Origin of the sequence: Diaphorobacter sp. C33 (assembly GCF_030503915.1) — a bacterium.
Classification (GTDB): Bacteria; Pseudomonadota; Gammaproteobacteria; order Burkholderiales; family Burkholderiaceae_C; genus Diaphorobacter; species Diaphorobacter nitroreducens.
This window is the reverse complement of sequence record NZ_CP129980.1, coordinates 3154029-3171353: the sequence shown is the minus strand read 5'-3', so window position 1 is coordinate 3171353 and position 17325 is coordinate 3154029. Positions and strand designations below refer to the sequence as shown.

Genomic DNA, 17325 nt, shown 5'->3' with positions numbered 1-17325 from the left:
TCATCTCACAAACATATCCATGGACCTGGTGGCACTGGAGATTTTTCGCACGGTGGCCCATGAGGGCAGCGTGACGCGGGCGGCCGAGCGGCTGGGCCGCGCCCAGTCCAACGTGACCACGCGCGTGCAGCAGCTGGAGGAGCAACTGGGCGCCGCCCTGTTCCTGCGCGAGGGGCGGCGCATGGTGCTCACGCCCGCGGGCGCCACGCTGCAAGGTTATGCCGAGCGCCTGCTGGCGCTGGCCGAGGAGGCGCGACAGGCCCTGCACCCGGGCACTCCCGCCGGCCACCTGCGCATCGGCGCCATGGAAAGCACGGCCGCCGCGCGCCTGCCCGCGCCCCTGGCGCAACTGCACGCGCGCTGGCCCGCGCTGGTGCTGGAGCTGCGCACCGCTCCCTCACGCCAACTCGTGGAGCAGGTGCTGGCCCACGAACTCGACTGCGCCCTGGTGGCCTGGCCGCCGCCGGGCCTGGACGAGGAGGCCCCGGTGCAGCGCACGCCCGTCTGGACGGAATCACTGCTGCTGGCCCTGCCGGCCAGCCACCCGCCTGTCGAAACACCTGCCGACCTGCGCGTGCACACCCTGGCTGCGTTTGCGCACGGCTGCACCTACCGCCGCATCGGCGAAGACTGGATGCGCCAGGCCACGGGCCAGGCGCCGCAGGTACTGGAGCTCGCGTCCTACCCGGCCATCCTGGCCTGCGTGGCCGGGGGCCGTTGCGCCGGCGTGGTGCCTGAGGCGATGGTCGATCTGCTGCACACGCCGCCCGCGCTGCGCTGGGTGCCGCTGGGCCCCTGCGACACGGTGCTGGTGCACCGCAGGGGCTATGCCACGCCCGCGCTGGCCGCGCTGCAAGCAGCGCTACACGGCGCCCAGGACACCCCCTCTGTCCTCGCCCCCGATTCTTCTTTGCGGAGCTGACCCCATGAATGCCTTGCTGCAACGCCTGCAGATCGACCTGCCCCTCTTCCAGGGGCCCATGACGGGCTCGGACACGCCCCAGTTGGCCGCCGCCGTCTCCCAGGCCGGCGGCCTGGGCTTTCTGGGCTGCGGCATGCGGTCGCCTCAGGCCATGCGCGAGGCCGCTGCCGCCGTGCGTGCGGCCACCGCCAAGCCCTTCGGCATGAACCTGTTCGTGCTGGAGCAGCCCACGCCCGATGCGGCCACGGTGCAGGCCGCCATTGACCGCCTGGCGCCGCTGTACGCCGACCTCGGCCTGCCCCCACCCGAGGCGCCAGCGCGCTGGTGCGAGGACTTCCTCGCGCAGTTCGAGGCGCTGCTGGAGGCACGCCCCGCCGTGGCCAGCTTCACCTTCGGCATCCTGAGCGCCGCGCAGGTGCGCCGCCTCCAGGACGAGGCCGGCTGCTACGTGATCGGCACAGCCACCACGCTGGCCGAGGCGCAGGCATGGGCCGCCGTGGGTGCGGACGCCGTCGTCGCCAGCGGCATGGAGGCCGGCGGCCACCGCGGCACCTTCCTGGGCGACTTCGAGGCCAGCATGGTCGGCACCCTGGCGCTGGTGCCGCAGTGCGTGGATGCGCTCTCCATCCCGGTGATTGCCGCCGGCGGCATCATGGACGGGCGCGGCATTGCGGCTGCCCAGGCGCTGGGCGCGCAGGGGGTGCAGTTGGGTACGGCCTTCCTCGCCTGCCCCGAGTCCGCCATCGGCACTGCGCAGCGCGCCGCCATGGCCGACGCACAGGCCACGCACACGCGCGTCACGCGCATCTACTCCGGCCGACCCGCCCGCGGCATCGTCAACACGCTGATGCAGCAACTGGCACCGCACGAGGCCGCCGTGCCCGCCTACCCGGTGCAGAACGCGCTGACCGGCCCGCTGCGCAAGGCCGCCGCCAGCCGGGGACGCGCGGACTACCTGTCCCTGTGGGCAGGCCAGGGCGTGGCCGCCGCGCGCGCGCTGCCGGCACAGCAGCTGGTGGCGCTGCTGGCGCAGGAATGGCAGGCCGCACTGCGGCGCCTGAAGTTTTAAGTCTTTTTGGGCTCCAGCGCTTTCCCATCAAGCGCCAGCAGCTATTCAATATATAGCAAAGCAGAGAATTATCGGAGGGCGGTGCGATCCCCATCCAGCCACTGTCCCGCCACGCTGTCCGGCAGGTACAGGCCCTGGGCCAGGTAGTCGTCCAGCCGCCGGCGGTCGGGCGAACGCAGCTTGATCAGCGGCGGCAGCGGCCCGCGCACGCGCATGAACAGCAGCCGCAGCTTGAGCGCCGCGCGGCGCCAGCGGCCCTGCACGTGCAGGAAGTACGGCCCCGACTCCGCCGGGGACAGGCCCAGTCGGTAGCTGCCGCCGCGCAGCAGGATCACCTGCAGCGCCAGGTGCATGGTCAGGTAGGCGGGCATGTCGATGCGCTGCAGCGCCTGCGCGTACAGGCCCTGGGCCTGCAGGTGGGCGATGTACTGCTCGCCGGTGCGGGCGATGACCTCCTGCGTGAATTCACGCTGCAGATCCTCGATGAAGGGGCTGCCGGGCGGCGCGGCCATGAACCAGTTCTCCACCACCGGCCGGTCCGGGACGCTGGTGTACTGCTGCAGGTAGTAGCCCACGAAGTCGGCACCCGTGCGCGCCTGCTCCTGCAGAACCCAGTCCAGCGGCTGGGTGAGGATGGTGCTCGCGTCCAGCCAGATGCCGCCGTGACGGCGCAGCAGCTCCAGGCGGATCCAGTCGGCACGCTTGGCCGCCGATGCGCCGTCAAGTGCAGCAGGGATGGCCGGCAGGTACCGCAGCACGCCACGCTCGTCCAGGATGCGGATCTCGAAATGCGGATGCAGGCGCCGCCAGTGGTCGAAGCAGCGCTGCACCAGCAGCGGCGGTGTGCCGCCCTGCCAGTAGCTCCAGAGAATGCGGGGAATGGCCGTGCGCGCGGCCGGCGCCGCGGCTGCGGTGCCCGTGGCGTGCAGCGTGAACACGGGCGCTGGAGCGGCCTCCAGGTCGCGCGGGCACCGGCGGTACCAGCGCTTCAGCCAGCCCGCCAGCCACAGTTCGCCCCGGTGCTTCCAGTGGGTGGAGGATGGCGCATGCGACATGGGTCAGCCCTTTGCTTCGACCGCCACGACACCCCAGGCACGGCGCAGCCGCAGCGCGCGCAGCCACCAGCCGCGCCGCACGTAGGCGCGCAGCAAGGCCTGCGCCGACAACGGCGATGCCGCGATGAAGTCGTCACGCAATCGCTGCGCTGCGACTCGGCGTTCGGCCACGGGCAGATCGGCCCGCTCCAGGAAGCGCGCCGCGCCGGCAAGGTTGCGCGCACTCTGGTGGGCCAGGGCGAAATGCAGCGCCGCGCTGGCAGGCAAGGCCCCTTCGGCCTCGGCCGTGCGCAGCGCCTGGGCAAACGCGCCCAATGCCCGTGACTGATCGAGCGCCTTGGGCAAGGTCATCGTCGCCAGGATGCTGCTGCCGCGCTGGCGGTAGGCCACCCAGGGCTGGGGCATGTAGCAATAGCTGCGCGCGCGCAGCAGGGCCAGCGGCATGGCGGCCATGTCCTCGAAGTAGCGGCCCGCGGGAAAGCGCAGGTCTGCGCCCCACAGCGCGCGCCGCGTGACCTTGGACCAGGCATGCAACTGCCCAGTCATCAACACGCCCGTCAGCAGCGCAGCGCCGTCGCGCTGAAGCCCCCCCGCCGGGCCGGCAAAGGTGGCGCGATGGCCCTCGCCGCGCAGCAGGTGCTTGAGTTGCGTACGCTCGCGCCACACCATGAAGTCGCACAGCACCGCATCCGGGGCATGGCGCTGCACGGTGGCCTGCAAACCGGCCAGCGCGCCGGGCAGCAGCTTGTCGTCGGAGTCCAGGAACCAGAGGTATTCACCGCGGGCGGCGCCGATCATGGTGTTGCGCGCGGCGCTCAGGCCCTGGTTGACCGCGTGGCGCATCAGGGTCAGCCGGCCGGGCCAGCGCTGCGCCAATTGCTGCATCAGTGCACGCGAACCATCGGTGGAACAGTCGTCGAGCACCAGCACCTCCACGCCTGCCCCCCCCTCCACGGCAAGCGGCAGTTGCGCCACCTGCTCCACCACGGAGGTGAGACACGCTTCCAGATAGTCCCGCACGTTGTAGACCGGCACCAGGATGCTGAGCCAGGGCGCAGCCGGCGCGCGCACGGCGCCGCTCACTGAGCAACCTCCAACCCCCGCAGCAGCAGGTCCTCGTACCGCTTCGTCATGGTCTGCAGGCTGTACAGGTGCCGGGCGTCTTCCTGCGCGGCCTGGGCCATGCGCTGCGCCTCGTCATCGCGCACTAGCAGCCGCTCCAGTGCGTCGGCCAGCGATGCGGGATCGGCATGCGCGGCCAGCAGGCCATTGCGGCCGTCATCGATGATTTCCTGCACGCCCACCACACGGCTGCCCACCACCGCACAGCCTGCGGCCATGCCCTCGATCAGCGACAGGGGCATGCCCTCGTAGTGCGTGGCCAGCACGCAGATGCGGTGGCCCATGAGCAGTCCCGGCACATCGCCGCAATGGCCCAGGAATTCCACCTGCCCGTCCAACCCTAGGGCCGTGCACAGCTTGCGCGCCGCCCGCTGCGCCGCCGCCTTGCCGCCGCCGGCCAGTTTGACGGGCGGCGTGAGGCCGCGATCGCGCAGCAGCGCGACGGCGCGCAGCAGCGTGGCATGGTCCTTCTGGCGCGCAAAGCGCGCGGCCATGACGATGCCCGGCACACGGTCGGCCCAAGCGGGATGGCGCGCCAGCTCATACGGCCCCAGCGCGATGCCGTTGGGAATGGCCACGGTCTTGGCGGCGGGGAAGCCACGCGCGAGCAGGCTCTGGCGCACGCCTTCGGAGACGCCCACGATGAGGTCGGTGCGCTCAGCCAGCCACAGGGCTTGGCGCAGCCGCCAGGCGGTGTAGCGCTCGCGGGAGTTGTGCTCTACATGCACCAGGTGGGGCACGCCAGCGATCAATCCGGCATAGCGGCCCCATAAATGCTCGCTGAACCCATGGGCCACCAGCACATCGGGTTGGAAACGCCGGCAGAGCGCGACCAGCTGCCAGATGGTGGCCACGTGCGCCCAGCCGGCCACGGTTTCCACAGCCAGCCCCTGGTCCCGCAGGGCCTGCACGCGTTCGTTGCGCGTGTGCCGCTTGCGGCGCAGCACCAGCAAGGCCTCGCAGCGGCCCGAAGCCGCGTGCGCTCGTACCAGATCCACGGCCACCTGCGTGGCACCGGAAAACCCGCCCGTCACGAAATGCAGCACCCGCGGCCGGCGCACGGCCGGGGTGCCGGCCGCGCCGGGAAGGCCAGGGGCAGACGCCGCAGACACCATGGCTTGGCCTTATGCCGCAGCCGCCGCGGACCCCTTGCCCGCGTACAGCGCGTCCATGCCGCGCACCGCCGACCAGGTGGTCATCACCATGAACAGGTAGAACATGATCCCGCTGTTGTGTGCAAAGAAGACCTGCGTCATCCCGAATCCCGCATACAGCAACGGAATGCACACGCCCGCCATGCGCAGCGCCAGCACCTGCGCACGCACCTCGGCCGCTTGCCCCGCGTAGGCGGCCATGCGCGCACGGGTGGGCCAGAACATGCCCAGCGGCACCGCATAGAACAGCAGCAGCAACAGCACGCCCACAAGGCCCGCCTTGATGAACATATCCAGGGGTTCGTTGTGGGTGTAGATGTACTCAAGGATGGAGGGCTCGTACTGCCCCGCCGCCACCCGCTTTTCCTTTTCGGCCAGATACCCGCGCATGCCCCAACCGAGGAGAGGCTTCTCCAGCCCCACCTCCCAGGCAAAGCGCCAATGCTCCAGCCGCTGACCCACGGAGGTGTCGGCCGCGCGTTCGGTGCCGTAGATCAGCACTTCCTGCTCCATGATGTCCCAGCGCTCTGCCAGCACCGCATGATTGGCTGCGCCCAGCACCAGCAGCGCAATGGCAGCACCCGCCAGGGTGCGCCACAGTTCGCGGCAGAAAAAGCGCCACAGCAGATACAGACCCCACGGCGCCGCCAGCAACAGCGCCAGCCAGCCGCCACGCGACTGTGAGAGAACAGAAGCGTTGAATGCCAACAGCACGGCGATACATGCCAGTGCTACATCCCGACGGTTGAGATGCTCGCGCAACGCAATGGTCTGCACAGCCAGCATGGTGCCCAGCAGCAGTGCCAGATTGCCCCACTGAATGGCATTGGTCCTGCCTGTCGGGAAACCCGAGGCACGCGGAGCCCCTTCCACGTACACCTGCCACAGCGCGACGGCGCCGGCGCCCGCACAACCTGCCACCAACCCCCAGAACTGGGCGCGCGGCGGAGGCCCTACAGGGCTCACAAACAACAGGCAGGCAATACCCAGAGCGAATTTGGACGGTCGGTCCCATCCTCCCAGTCCCTCCAGGGGATTGGCCAATACCAACCAGAGGATGCCCATGCCGAGCATGATGGCCGCAAAGCTCCAGGTCCAGCGATCCTGCGGCAGACGAGGCCATCGGTGCGCAGAGCACAGCGCACCAACCAGCAGCAGCACGGCGCCATAGGAGTAGCCTGACTGCACCGTCAACGCCAGCGCAGGCAGCAGGAACAAGGCCGCCGTGGCGACCCGGCGAGGCCAGGGGCCTGGGCCCAGAAGGTTTTCAAGGGTCATGAACAGTACGCAGCCCAGAGCCTGCGGATCAGCCCTGCAGTGATCAACGCACCACCGCCAACGCGACGGGGGTGCCAACACAGGCGTGGCGCGAACGCCGCATCAATGCCCGGCGTGGACAACCTCGCCCGCCTTCAGGCGGTACACGGTGCCGCAGTAGGGGCACTTGGCCTCGCCCGTGTGGGCCACGTCCAGGTAGACCTTGGGGTGGCTGTTCCAGAGCTTCATGCCGGCCTTGGGGCTGGGGCAATACACGCCGCCCTGGAGGTTGAGATCCTTGGCCAGCAGTTCAACGATGGCTTGTGACATGGGTTCAGACCTTGGTGAGCCAGTGGGCGTACTTGGGATTGCGGCCGTTCACGATGTCGAAGAAGGCCGATTGGATCTTCTCGGTCAGCGGGCCGCGGCTGCCGCTGCCGATCTGCACGCGGTCCAGTTCGCGGATCGGGGTGATCTCGGCGGCCGTTCCGCTGAAGAAAGCCTCGTCGGCGATGTACACCTCATCGCGCGTGATGCGCTTTTGCACCAGCTCCAGGCCCAGGTCCTTGCAGATGTGGAACACGGTGTTGCGCGTGATGCCGTTGAGCGCGCCGGCCGACAGGTCGGGGGTGTACACCACGGCGTCCTTGATGATGAACACGTTCTCGCCCGAGCCTTCGGACACGAAGCCGGCGCTGTCCAGCAGCAGGGCTTCGTCGTAGCCATCGTCGGTGGCCTCCATGTTGGCCAGGATGGAGTTGGTGTAGTTGCTCGACGCCTTGGCCTGCGTCATGGTGATGTTGACGTGGTGGCGCGTGAAGCTGCTGGTCTTCACGCGGATGCCGCGTTGCATGCCTTCCTCGCCCAGGTACGCGCCCCAGGCCCAGGCGGCGACGATCAGGTGAATCTTGTTGCCCTTGGGCGAGACGCCCAGTTTTTCCGAGCCGATCCACGTCAGCGGACGCAGGTAGCAGGATTCGAGCTGGTTTTCGCGCACCACGGCCTTCTGTGCCTCATTCACCTCGTCCTTGGTGAAGGGGATCGTCATGCGCAGGATCTTGGCGCTGTTGAACAGGCGGTTGGTGTGCTCTTCCAGGCGGAAGATGGCCGTGCCCTGCTCCGTCTTGTAGGCGCGCACGCCTTCGAAGGCGCCGCAGCCGTAGTGCAGCGAATGGGTCAGCACGTGGATCTTGGCGTCGCGCCAATCCACCATCTGGCCATCCATCCAGATCTTGCCGTCACGGTCGGCCATGGAGGGAACAACGGGGCTCATGGAGATCCTTTTCGAGAGAACTGCGTGGGTCGCAAAGCAGGCAATTCTACGATTCGTCCGCCGGGTTGGCGGCGGCAGGGGGGCCGGCGTCCTCCTGCGGGGCGGGTCGCACCAACTCCCAGCGCACCAGGCGACCGTTGACGAACTCGCAGGTCACGTGCGACTGCGTGCCGTCGGTCCAGCGGTAGAGCTCAGGCTGCTGGCCGTCCGCCGACAGCTGCTGGCCCAGCGCGCGCGTCATGGCGACCACGTGCAGCAGGTTCACACCGGCTTTCAGCTTGGCATTGAGCATTACCGCGCTGCCTACGTAGCCGATCGGGTGGTTACGCGCCTTCTGCATCACGTTCATGAGCCGCGTGTAATGCAGCAGCCCCCACATGACCAGCCCTCCGCTCACGGTGAGGATACCCTGCGGGCCATAGGCGCGGTAGGCGGCGATGACCAGGACGACGATGCCCGCCGGGATCAATATCTTGCGCAGATTCATGGCCGCATTGTCCTACGCAGCACCACCAGCGCCGCTGTGGAAGCTGCGTAGCCCCTGCGACACGACGCGTCAGTCCAGCCCGCGCACGGCAGTCATGGCCTCGTCCACGCGCTCCACTGCGTGGATCTCCAACCCGGCGATCGGCTTCTTGGGTGCATTGGCTTTGGGCACCACGGCCACCGTGAAGCCCAGCTTGGCCGCTTCCTTCAGGCGCTCCTGGCCACGCGGCGCGGGGCGCACCTCGCCAGCCAGGCCCACCTCGCCAAACGCGATGAAGCCCTTGGGCAACGCCTTGCCGCGCAGGCTGCTGGTGATGGCCAGCATCACGGCCAGGTCGGCCGCGGGTTCGCTGATGCGCACGCCCCCAACGGCATTGACGAATACGTCCTGGTCGGCGCAGGCCACGCCCGCGTGGCGGTGCAGCACGGCCAGCAGCATGGCCAGGCGGTCGCGCTCCAGGCCCACCGACAGGCGCCGTGGGCTGGGGCCGCCGCCGTCGACCAGCGCCTGGATCTCCACCAGCATGGGCCGCGTGCCCTCCAGCGTGACCAGCACGCAGCTGCCGGGCACCGGCTCGCTGTGCTGGCTCAAAAAAATGGCACTGGGGTTCGCCACACCCTTGAGGCCCTTCTCGGTCATGGCGAACACGCCGATCTCGTTCACGGCGCCAAAGCGGTTCTTGATGGCGCGCACCAAACGGAAGCTGCTGTGCGTGTCGCCCTCGAAGTACAGCACCGTGTCCACCATGTGCTCCAGCACGCGCGGGCCGGCCAGCGCACCCTCCTTGGTCACGTGGCCCACCAGGATGACGGCGATGCCCGTGGCCTTGGCCATGCGCGTGAGGTGGGCCGCGCACTCGCGCACCTGGGCCACCGAGCCCGGGGCGCTGGTGAGCTGGTCGGAATAGACGGTCTGGATGGAGTCGATGACGCACACCGCGGGCTGCGTGGCCTCCACGGTGGCGAGGATTTTTTCGAGTTGGATCTCGGCCAACACGTTCACCTGGCTCGCATCCAGCCCCAGCCGGCGCGAACGCAACGCCACCTGGGCGCCGCTCTCCTCGCCCGTCACGTACAGCGTGGGCAGGCCCGCGCGCTGCAGCGCGTCCATCGCCTGCAAGAGCAGCGTGGACTTGCCGATGCCCGGGTCGCCGCCGATGAGCACCACCCCGCCCTCGACCACGCCACCACCCAGCACGCGGTCCAGTTCCTCGATGCCGCTCGCCGTGCGCGCCACCTCGGTCGCCTCGATGGCGGCCAGCGGCATCACCGCCTGCGCCTGGGCCAGGCCCGCGTACTGGCCGGCCCCGCTCAGGCGGTTCTTGCCCGGTCCAGCGTCGGGCACGGATTCGATCAGGGTGTTCCACGCACCGCAGGAGGGGCATTTGCCCAGCCAGCGCGGACTGGTGCCACCGCATTCGGTGCAGGAGAAGATGGTTTTTTCTTTGGCCATGGTGGCAGGACGCAGCGTAGGCCGGCGGTGGGCCGGCGCGGGGGATCTGTCCTATCCTAACGGGCAGTGCCGCCCCGCCGGGCGAACACCGACTCAGGAAGGACCCGCCATGCCCCTGCCGACACTTCGCCCCCTGGCCGCGCCGCTGCTGACCGCCTGCGCACTGGCGCTGGCCGCGTGCGACAAGAAGCCCGCCGATCCGCCGCACCTGCCCTCGGTACCCGCCGTGCCCAAGCCCTCGGCGCCCGCCGCGCCCCTGCCCGGCGCGCAGCCGGCCAGCGTGGGCTCCTGAGTTCCTGGTGCATCAAAAAAAGGAGCTGTCAGCGCTTGCCACAAGCCACACCCAGGTACTTATTGCATCGAAATGGCCTGGGATTGAGCGCAAGCCGCTCCTCTTTTTATAAATACGATCATCCATCCTCCAACACGCCCGCCGTCCATGACCTCTCTCACCCTCTACTTCACCCCCGGTACCTGCGCACAGGCCGTGCGCATCGCGCTGGAGGAAGCGCAAGCACCCTATACCCTGGTCCGCGTGGACTTCGCCAGCCAGCAGCAGCGCTCGCCCGAGTACCTCGCGGTCAATCCCAAGGGCCGCGTGCCCGCGCTGGTGACCGAGCAGGGAACGCTCACCGAGACCCCCGCCCTGCTGGCCTACGTGGCGCAGCGCTTCGCGGATGCGCGCCTGGCGCCCGCCGACCCCTTCGGCTTCGCGCGCATGCAGGAATTCCACAGCTACCTGGCCTCCACCGTGCACATCGCCCACGCCCACCGTCCGCGCGCCAGCCGCTGGGCCGACGAGCCCGAGGCCCAGGCCGCCATGCAGCGCAAGGTGCCCGCCAACATGACCGAGTGCTTCACGCTGATCGAGCGCCACTACCTGGGCGACGGCCCGTGGGTGCTGGGCGAGCAGTACTCGGTGGCCGACGGCTACCTCTTCACCGTTGCGGGCTGGCTCAAGAGCGACGGCGTGGACATCGCGCAGTTTCCCAAGGTGCACGCGCACTCCCACCGCATGGCGCAGCGCCCCGCGGTGCAGCGCGCCCTGGCCTGACGCCCAGGCGGGACATACCCGCCCCCCAAAAAAAGGCCGGCGCCCCTTGCGAGGCCCCGGCCTGTAAAGGCCCGCAAGCGGGCCGGCTTTCATCCGTGACGGCGCATCAGTCGAAGGGCTGGGGGCGCTTGGTCGCATCGCTGGAGGGCGGCAGGATCGGCAGGGCGATTTGCGGCTGATCGCCCGTGAGCGTCTTGAGGAAGGCCACGATGTCGGCGTTCTCCTGCGCGGTGAACTTCTTGCCCAACTGGATGCGGCCCATGGTGTCCACGGCCTCGGCCAGCGTGTCGGCAGCGCCGTCGTGGAAGTAGGGGTAGGTCAGTTCCACGTTGCGCAGTGTGGGCACCTTGAAGTTGAAGCGCTCGGCATCGTTGCCCGTGACGGCGGAGCGGCCCTCGGCCGGGTTGTCCGTCTTGTATGCCTCGACCAGGCCCATCTTCTGGAAGGAGTTGCCGCCCAGGTTGGGGCCGTTGTGGCAGGCCACGCAGCCGCTGGTCTTGAAGATCTGGTAGCCGCGCAGTTCCTGCGCCGTGATGGCCTTCTTGTCGCCCTTGAGCCATTGGTCGAAGCGCGCGTTGGGAGTCACCAGCGTTTCCTCGAACGCGGCAATGGCGGCCGTCACCTCGTCGATGGTGAGCTTGTCATGCCCGAAGACCCGCTTGAACTCCGCCACATACTGGGGAATGGAGCGCAGCATGTCTACCGCGAGGTCATGCGAGAAGGCCATCTCGCCCGGGTTGGCGATGGGACCGCCCGCCTGCTCTTTCAGGTCCTTCGCGCGGCCGTCCCAGAACTGGGCCAGGTTGAGGCTGGAGTTCAACACCGTGGGCGAGTTGATCGGGCCTTTCTGCCACTTGTCGCCGATGGAGGTCTTGAGGTTGTCCGAGCCGCCCATGCTCAGGTTGTGGCACGAGTTGCACGAGATGAAGCCCGAGCGCGACAGGCGCGGATCGAACCACAGCTTCTTGCCCAGCGTGACCTGGGCGGGGTTGGTCACCTTGTGGGGCGCGATGGGCTGCACGGGCTCCTGTGCGCCGGCGCTGCCCATGGACAGCAGGGCCGCAGCCGAGACGATGCCCAGGAAGAACCGCGCGGCGGGACGGGAGGAGGGGGACTGGCTTTGCATAGGGGACTCCACTTCTTGTTCAGCGAACGTTCAAAGCGCTGCACGCCCGAGCACCCGGGGCGCCCCTGCGGGCCGCACAGCAGGTGTTCGCTGTGAGAGTCATTCTTCGGGAAGACCCTGAGTAATGGCTTGATGCAAAACAAAGCCAAAAACATTTTCAGCAAAATGGTCTTTCAGCAACCCAGCGCCATCACCAAGGCTTGCCGCATGGGCCGCAGGGCCCCGCCAGAGGCAAGGTCAACGGCCCCGCAGCAGTTGCACCGCGTGTGGCAGCGAGCGCGCCTGCGGCAGCCAATGGTCCAGCGCCGCGCCCAGGGCCACCGCGCACAGCAGGGCGCCAAGCAAGGGCTTGCCCGTCAGGCGCCAGGCCGCGCCAAGCCAGCCCGCGCGCTCCGCGCCCATCAGCGCCCGTGCCGAGGCCACGGAGAACGCCAGTTCGACGGCCACGGCCAGCAGCACCTCGCTGCCAAAGTACAGCCACGCCAGCGCACCCGCCCCCCCCAGCAGCGCCACGCCCACCACGAAGATCGCCACCACCGGCACGACCACCACGGCGGCTTCGTCGGCGCTTCCCGCGGCCTCCAGCGCGCCCGAGGCCGCGTCGCTCAGATCACCGCCCCATCCGGTGCCGCCAGCGCCATCTGCGGCCGGCGCGTCCCACTGCCCAGTCGCGCCCGCCCCGCCAAAGTCGCCGCCACCGCCGTTCAAGGGTGGCGCGGGGCCCTGCGGCCCCGGGCCGGCGGGCCAGCCCGCATCGGGTAGCAGGTCCAGCCCGTCGGGCGCATCGCTGCGCCGGCGCAGCAGCCATGCGGCCCACAGGCGCAGCACCAACAGATAGACCCCATATCCCACGCCCAGCGTGACCAGGTAGCGCAGCGCCAGCGACGGCACGCCCAGCGCCATCTGCGCATGGGACACCGCCCACATCACACCCAGGATCAGACTGCCGATGCACCAGCCGTGCAGCCGCAGGGCATGGCGCTGGCGCAGGCCCTCCTGCAGCCGCTGCGGCAGGCGCATGCCGCGCCACGAGGCGCCCGTGCGGCCGCGCACCCGGACCATGGAGGGAATCAGTCCTGCACCACCACGGGCACGCGCGGTGCCAGCGCGCACATCAGCTCGTAGCCGATGGTGCCGCCCGCTTGCGCTACCTCGTCGATGGGCAGCACGGCGCCGTTGGCGGCGCGGCCCCAGAGCGTGACCTCGGCCCCCAGCCCCGCGCCGGGCACGGGCGTGAGGTCCACGGCCAGCATGTCCATGCTCACGCGCCCGATGGTGCGCGTGCGCACCCCGTTCACCAGCACGGGCGTGCCGGTATCGCAGTGGCGCGGATAGCCGTCGGCATAGCCGCAGGCCACGATGCCGATGCCCAGCGGCCCCTGCGCCGTGAAGCGCGAGCCGTAGCCCACGGTGTCGCCCGCCTGCAGCTGCTGCACGCCGATGATGCGCGAAGCCAGCGTCATAGTGGGCTGCAGGTCCCAGTCGGCCGCGCGGCGCTCGGGATGGTCGGGCGCGCTGCCATACAGCACGATGCCCGCGCGCACCCAGTCCAGCCGCACCTGCGCATCACCGCCGTGGCGCAGCAGCGCGGCGCTGTTGGCGATGCAACGCTCGCCCGGCAGGTCCTGCGTGGCGGTCTGGAACGCCTGCACCTGGTGCGCGATGCCGCGCGGGCCGTCGGCGTCGCTGAAGTGGGTCATGCACGAGATTTCGTCCACCTGGGGCAGCGCGTTCAGGCGCGCCCAGGCGCTGCGGTAGCGCTCGGGCGTGAAGCCCAGGCGGTTCATGCCGGAGTTCATCTTGAGGAACACGCGGTGCGGCACCTGCGTCTTGTGCGCGGCCAGCCAGTCGATCTGCGCATCGCAGTGCACGGCATGCCACAGACCCAGGCGCGAGCACAGCTCCAGGTCGCGCGGCTCGAACACGCCCTCCAGCAGCAGGACCGGGCCGCGCCAGCCGAGAGCGCGCACGCGCTCGGCCTCGGCCAGGTCCAGCAAAGCGAAACCGTCGGCGGCGCGCAGGCCTTCGAACACGCGCTCGATGCCGTGGCCGTAGGCGTTGGCCTTGACCACCGCCCACACGCGCGCATCGGGCGCGGCACGGCGCGCGCGCTCCAGGTTGTGGTGCACGGCTGCGGGGTGGATGGTCGCAAGAATGGGGCGCGGCATGGGGGTGTTTCTACGGACTGGACGGGGGCCATTCTGGCACTGGGCGCGCAGGGTCGCGTGATATAACCGCCCGTCGCTCCTCGGAGTGTTTCGAATTTTCACAGGCCATCATTCCCGCTGATGGAGCCACCAGCCACCCGATGAAGCGCGGTTTCTACACCATCATGTCGGCGCAGTTTTTCAGCTCGCTGGCCGACAACGCATTGTTCGTGACCGCGGTGGAACTGCTGCGTACGAGCGGCGCGCCGGAGTGGCAGCGCGCGGCGCTGGTGCCCATGTTCGCGTTGTTCTACGTGGTGCTGGCGCCGTGGGTGGGCGCATTCGCCGACTCCATGCCCAAGGGGCGGGTGATGTTCATCAGCAATGCCATCAAGGTGGTGGGCTGCCTGATGATGCTGTTCGGCCACCACCCGCTGCTGGCCTACGCCGTGGTGGGCCTCGGTGCGGCGGCGTATTCGCCGGCCAAGTACGGCATCCTCACCGAGCTACTGCCCGCGTCGCAGCTGGTCAAGGCCAACGGCTGGATCGAGGGGCTGACCATCGCCTCCATCATCCTGGGCGTGCTCGTGGGCGGCCAATTGGTCGCACCCCACATCGCCGGCCACCTGCTGGCGCTGGACATGCCGGGCATCGATCTGGGCATCGACCTCGCGGCCGAAGCCGCCATCCTGGCGCTGGTGCCGGTGTACATGCTGGCGGCGTGGTTTAACCTGCGCATCCCGCACACGGGCGTGGAGATGCGCCCCCTGCCACCCAACCCGCTGGCGCTGTTGCCCGACTTCTGGACCTGCAACGGGCGCCTGTGGCGCGACAAGCTCGGGCAGATCTCGCTGTCCACCACCACGCTGTTCTGGGGGGTGTCGGGCAACCTGCGCTACATCGTGCTGGCCTGGAGCGCCGCGGCCCTGGGCTACAGCACCACGCAGGCCTCGGCCCTCGTGGGCGTGGTGGCCATCGGCACGGCCGCGGGCGCGGTGGCGGCGTCCCTGCACATGCGCCTGGACATGGCCACGCGCGTGATCCCGATGGGCATCGCCATGGGCCTGCTGGTGATCCTGATGAATGTCATCAGCAACATCTGGCTGGCCATTCCGTTCCTGATCCTGCTGGGCGGGCTGGGGGGCTTCCTGGTCGTGCCCATGAACGCGCTGCTGCAGCACCGCGGCCATAACCTGATGGGCGCGGGCCGCTCCATTGCCGTGCAGAACTTCAACGAGCAGGCCGCCATCCTGGGCATGGGGGCTTTCTACAGCCTGTCCACCAAGTTCGGGCTGTCGGCCTTCGGTGCCATCACGGCCTTCGGCATGCTGGTGGCGGGCGTGATGTGGCTGATCGGCCGCTGGCACGCGCACAACGTGCGCAGCCATCCCGAGGAAGTGGAGCACCTGCTCTCCATCGCCCGGCACGACCACCACTGAACCGGTGCGTGGGGCTACCCCTGCGCAGCCCCGCGCGCCCGCCGTCGCGCCGGCACAATGCGCCGCAAAGGCTGGGCGTCTTCGCGCCTTCACCACTCTGTTTTTGATAGCTGTTTGCGCTTGCCAGATAAGCGCTACGGCCACTTTTTGCATGCAATCTCCGCTTCCCGCCCTGGCCTTGCTGTTCAACGCCTTCATCTGGGGACTGTCCTGGTGGCCTTTCCGGCAGATGCACGGCGCGGGACTGCACCCGCTGTGGGCCACGGCGCTCATGTATGGGGCCATCCTCCTTGTGCTGCTGGCGCTGCGGCCGGGCATTTCCGCGCAGCTGCGGCAGCACCGGGCTCTGTGGTTGCTGGCGCTGTGCTCGGGCCTGAACAATGTGGCCTTCAACTGGGCCATCACCATTGGCGACGTGGTCCGCGTGATCCTGCTGTTCTATCTGATGCCAGCCTGGAGCGTGCTGCTGGCCTGGCGCTTCCTGGGCGAGCGGCCCACGCCGCAGGCGCTGGCGCGGCTGCTGCTGGCCTTCAGCGGCGTGCTGCTGGTGCTGTGGCCCGCCGAGGGCGGCCTGCCGCGTCTGCTCGCCGCCCTGACGCTGGCCGATCTGCTCGCGATCCTCGGCGGCTTCACGTTTGCCGTGACCAACGTCACCCTGCGCCGCCTGCACGCCGTCCCGGGCCAGGCGCGCATGGTCGCCATGTTCGGCGGCTGCATGCTCATGGCGCTGCTGGCGGCCCAGTTGGGCCGATCCCTGGGCGTGGTGCCGCCCTTTCCACCACTGAACGCCACCTGGGCCTGGGTGGCGGCGCTTCTGGCGGTCGTGCTGCTGGCCGGCAACTGGGCGCTGCAGTTTGGCGCCGCGCGCCTGGCGGCAGGGACGACGGCGATCATCATGCTGTCGGAGGTGGTGTTCGCCAGCGGCTCCTCGACGCTGCTGGGCGCTGCACAGCTGACGGGCGGGACCCTCGCCGGCGGCGCGCTGATCCTGCTGGCGGCCGGCTGGTCGGTCTGGCGGCCACGGGTGCATGCAGCAGGCACACCCCATGCCCCCAGTGATAAGGTGACGGACACACGACCGGAGGCCCCATGACCACTGCGTATGACTTCGACGCGACACGCATCGACGGCGCGCCCCAGCCACTGAGCGACTTCCGCGGTCAGGTGCTGCTCATCGTCAACACCGCCAGCGCCTGCGGCTTCACGCCGCAGTTCACCGGCCTGCAGGCGCTGCACGAACGCTATGGGCCGCGCGGGCTGGTAGTGCTCGGCTTTCCGTGCAACCAGTTCGGCCACCAGGACCCGGGCAGCAACGACGCCATCGCGGGCTTTTGCCAGCGCAACTATGGCGTGCAGTTTCCCATGATGTCCAAGATCGACGTCAACGGCAGCGACGCGCACCCGCTGTACCGCTGGCTCACCGCCGAAGCGCCCGGCGTGCTGGGCACCAAGGCGATCAAGTGGAACTTCACCAAGTTCCTGGTCGGCCGGGACGGCCAGGTGATCCGCCGCTACGCGCCGCAGGAGGCTCCCGAGAAGCTCACGGTCGACATCGAGGCAGCGCTGACGGCCTGAAGCCAAGCGGTTTTCACAAGCGGTCCAGCGCGACATACACGCTCCACAAAGGCCGCGGCAAGTACAGCCCCGATACCGGCCTCCGGGCCTGCCAAGACCAGCCAAGGCAGCAAGCGGGCCACGGCCCGCGATTCTCACCGTGCCATGCTGCGTGGGTACGCCGTGGGGCAGGTTTGCAGCGCGTGCAGGCCCG

18 protein-coding genes are annotated in these 17325 nt (G+C 69.2%); 7 read left to right on the top strand and 11 right to left on the bottom strand.

What is annotated here, in order from left to right:
* Positions 1-19 precede the first annotated feature (19 nt).
* Positions 20-922, top strand: coding sequence for a LysR family transcriptional regulator (locus QY917_RS14835; RefSeq protein ID WP_123675303.1), 903 nt, complete (start codon positions 20-22; stop codon positions 920-922).
* 4 nt (positions 923-926) lie between these two features.
* Positions 927-1991, top strand: a complete 1065-nt coding sequence (locus QY917_RS14830; RefSeq protein ID WP_123675304.1) for a nitronate monooxygenase family protein — start codon at positions 927-929, stop codon at positions 1989-1991.
* A 68-nt stretch (positions 1992-2059) separates the two neighbouring features.
* Here QY917_RS14830 and QY917_RS14825 read toward each other — a convergent pair whose 3' ends face one another.
* From QY917_RS14825 to radA, 8 genes are all read right to left on the bottom strand, one after another.
* Positions 2060-3046 (bottom strand): glycosyltransferase family 32 protein, encoded by a 987-nt coding sequence (locus tag QY917_RS14825; protein ID WP_123675305.1) that lies wholly within the window; start codon positions 3044-3046, stop codon positions 2060-2062.
* A 3-nt stretch (positions 3047-3049) separates the two neighbouring features.
* On the bottom strand, positions 3050-4117 hold the full coding sequence (locus tag QY917_RS14820) for a glycosyltransferase family 2 protein (RefSeq protein WP_123675568.1): 1068 nt from the start codon (positions 4115-4117) through the stop codon (positions 3050-3052).
* Positions 4118-4125: 8 nt separating this feature from the next.
* Positions 4126-5283, bottom strand: coding sequence for a glycosyltransferase (locus tag QY917_RS14815; protein ID WP_123675306.1), 1158 nt, complete (start codon positions 5281-5283; stop codon positions 4126-4128).
* Positions 5284-5292: 9 nt separating this feature from the next.
* Positions 5293-6600 carry an O-antigen ligase gene (locus tag QY917_RS14810; protein WP_123675307.1) on the bottom strand — a complete coding sequence of 436 codons (1308 nt, stop codon included), beginning with the start codon at positions 6598-6600 and terminating at the stop codon, positions 5293-5295.
* Positions 6601-6702: 102 nt separating this feature from the next.
* A complete protein-coding gene (locus tag QY917_RS14805; protein ID WP_123675308.1) occupies positions 6703-6909 on the bottom strand; it encodes a zinc-finger domain-containing protein in 207 nt (68 codons plus the stop codon).
* Between the two features lie 4 nt (positions 6910-6913).
* Positions 6914-7852, bottom strand: a complete 939-nt coding sequence (locus QY917_RS14800) for a branched-chain amino acid transaminase (RefSeq protein ID WP_123675309.1) — start codon at positions 7850-7852, stop codon at positions 6914-6916.
* Between the two features lie 46 nt (positions 7853-7898).
* On the bottom strand, positions 7899-8339 hold the full coding sequence (locus QY917_RS14795; RefSeq protein WP_088887885.1) for a glycerate kinase: 441 nt from the start codon (positions 8337-8339) through the stop codon (positions 7899-7901).
* Between the two features lie 69 nt (positions 8340-8408).
* The gene (gene radA / locus QY917_RS14790) at positions 8409-9791 is read right to left on the bottom strand and encodes a DNA repair protein RadA (RefSeq protein ID WP_011803649.1); all 1383 of its coding nucleotides are present in this window, start codon (positions 9789-9791) and stop codon (positions 8409-8411) included.
* A gap of 109 nt (positions 9792-9900) precedes the next feature.
* Here radA and QY917_RS14785 point away from each other — a divergent pair, with 109 nt between their 5' ends.
* Positions 9901-10083, top strand: coding sequence for a hypothetical protein (locus QY917_RS14785; protein WP_012655300.1), 183 nt, complete (start codon positions 9901-9903; stop codon positions 10081-10083).
* 147 nt (positions 10084-10230) lie between these two features.
* Positions 10231-10845 carry a glutathione S-transferase family protein gene (locus QY917_RS14780; RefSeq protein ID WP_123675310.1) on the top strand — a complete coding sequence of 205 codons (615 nt, stop codon included), beginning with the start codon at positions 10231-10233 and terminating at the stop codon, positions 10843-10845.
* A gap of 106 nt (positions 10846-10951) precedes the next feature.
* On the opposite strand, the gene QY917_RS14775 is transcribed toward QY917_RS14780, so the two are convergent.
* The 3 genes from QY917_RS14775 to alr all read right to left on the bottom strand — a co-directional run bounded on the left by QY917_RS14775 (position 10952) and on the right by alr (position 14139).
* A complete protein-coding gene (locus QY917_RS14775; RefSeq protein ID WP_123675311.1) occupies positions 10952-11971 on the bottom strand; it encodes a cytochrome-c peroxidase in 1020 nt (339 codons plus the stop codon).
* A 237-nt stretch (positions 11972-12208) separates the two neighbouring features.
* Entirely contained in the window at positions 12209-13033 is an 825-nt protein-coding gene (locus QY917_RS14770; RefSeq protein WP_123675312.1) for a hypothetical protein, read from the bottom strand.
* Positions 13034-13041: 8 nt separating this feature from the next.
* Positions 13042-14139, bottom strand: a complete 1098-nt coding sequence (gene alr / locus QY917_RS14765) for an alanine racemase (RefSeq protein ID WP_123675313.1) — start codon at positions 14137-14139, stop codon at positions 13042-13044.
* Between the two features lie 140 nt (positions 14140-14279).
* Between alr and lplT the strand changes: the two genes are divergently transcribed.
* The 3 genes from lplT to QY917_RS14750 all read left to right on the top strand — a co-directional run bounded on the left by lplT (position 14280) and on the right by QY917_RS14750 (position 17132).
* Complete coding sequence (gene lplT / locus QY917_RS14760) at positions 14280-15557, top strand: lysophospholipid transporter LplT (RefSeq protein ID WP_088887891.1); 1278 nt, start codon at positions 14280-14282, stop codon at positions 15555-15557.
* Positions 15558-15708: 151 nt separating this feature from the next.
* Positions 15709-16650, top strand: a complete 942-nt coding sequence (locus QY917_RS14755) for a DMT family transporter (protein ID WP_123675314.1) — start codon at positions 15709-15711, stop codon at positions 16648-16650.
* Positions 16647-17132 carry a glutathione peroxidase gene (locus QY917_RS14750; protein ID WP_123675315.1) on the top strand — a complete coding sequence of 162 codons (486 nt, stop codon included), beginning with the start codon at positions 16647-16649 and terminating at the stop codon, positions 17130-17132. The genes QY917_RS14755 and QY917_RS14750 overlap by 4 nt, the downstream gene beginning before the upstream one ends.
* Positions 17133-17325: the final 193 nt, after the last annotated feature.

Coding starts and splice junctions, on each gene's coding strand:
- QY917_RS14835 (WP_123675303.1), top strand. CDS start 20: ATGGACCTGGTGGCACTGGAGATTTTTCGCACGGTGGCCCATGAGGGC.
- QY917_RS14830 (WP_123675304.1), top strand. CDS start 927: ATGAATGCCTTGCTGCAACGCCTGCAGATCGACCTGCCCCTCTTCCAG.
- QY917_RS14825 (WP_123675305.1), bottom strand. CDS start 3,046: ATGTCGCATGCGCCATCCTCCACCCACTGGAAGCACCGGGGCGAACTG.
- QY917_RS14815 (WP_123675306.1), bottom strand. CDS start 5,283: ATGGTGTCTGCGGCGTCTGCCCCTGGCCTTCCCGGCGCGGCCGGCACC.
- QY917_RS14810 (WP_123675307.1), bottom strand. CDS start 6,600: ATGACCCTTGAAAACCTTCTGGGCCCAGGCCCCTGGCCTCGCCGGGTC.
- QY917_RS14805 (WP_123675308.1), bottom strand. CDS start 6,909: ATGTCACAAGCCATCGTTGAACTGCTGGCCAAGGATCTCAACCTCCAG.
- QY917_RS14800 (WP_123675309.1), bottom strand. CDS start 7,852: ATGAGCCCCGTTGTTCCCTCCATGGCCGACCGTGACGGCAAGATCTGG.
- QY917_RS14795 (WP_088887885.1), bottom strand. CDS start 8,339: ATGAATCTGCGCAAGATATTGATCCCGGCGGGCATCGTCGTCCTGGTC.
- radA (WP_011803649.1), bottom strand. CDS start 9,791: ATGGCCAAAGAAAAAACCATCTTCTCCTGCACCGAATGCGGTGGCACC.
- QY917_RS14785 (WP_012655300.1), top strand. CDS start 9,901: ATGCCCCTGCCGACACTTCGCCCCCTGGCCGCGCCGCTGCTGACCGCC.
- QY917_RS14780 (WP_123675310.1), top strand. CDS start 10,231: ATGACCTCTCTCACCCTCTACTTCACCCCCGGTACCTGCGCACAGGCC.
- QY917_RS14775 (WP_123675311.1), bottom strand. CDS start 11,971: ATGCAAAGCCAGTCCCCCTCCTCCCGTCCCGCCGCGCGGTTCTTCCTG.
- QY917_RS14770 (WP_123675312.1), bottom strand. CDS start 13,033: ATGGTCCGGGTGCGCGGCCGCACGGGCGCCTCGTGGCGCGGCATGCGC.
- alr (WP_123675313.1), bottom strand. CDS start 14,139: ATGCCGCGCCCCATTCTTGCGACCATCCACCCCGCAGCCGTGCACCAC.
- lplT (WP_088887891.1), top strand. CDS start 14,280: ATGAAGCGCGGTTTCTACACCATCATGTCGGCGCAGTTTTTCAGCTCG.
- QY917_RS14755 (WP_123675314.1), top strand. CDS start 15,709: ATGCAATCTCCGCTTCCCGCCCTGGCCTTGCTGTTCAACGCCTTCATC.
- QY917_RS14750 (WP_123675315.1), top strand. CDS start 16,647: ATGACCACTGCGTATGACTTCGACGCGACACGCATCGACGGCGCGCCC.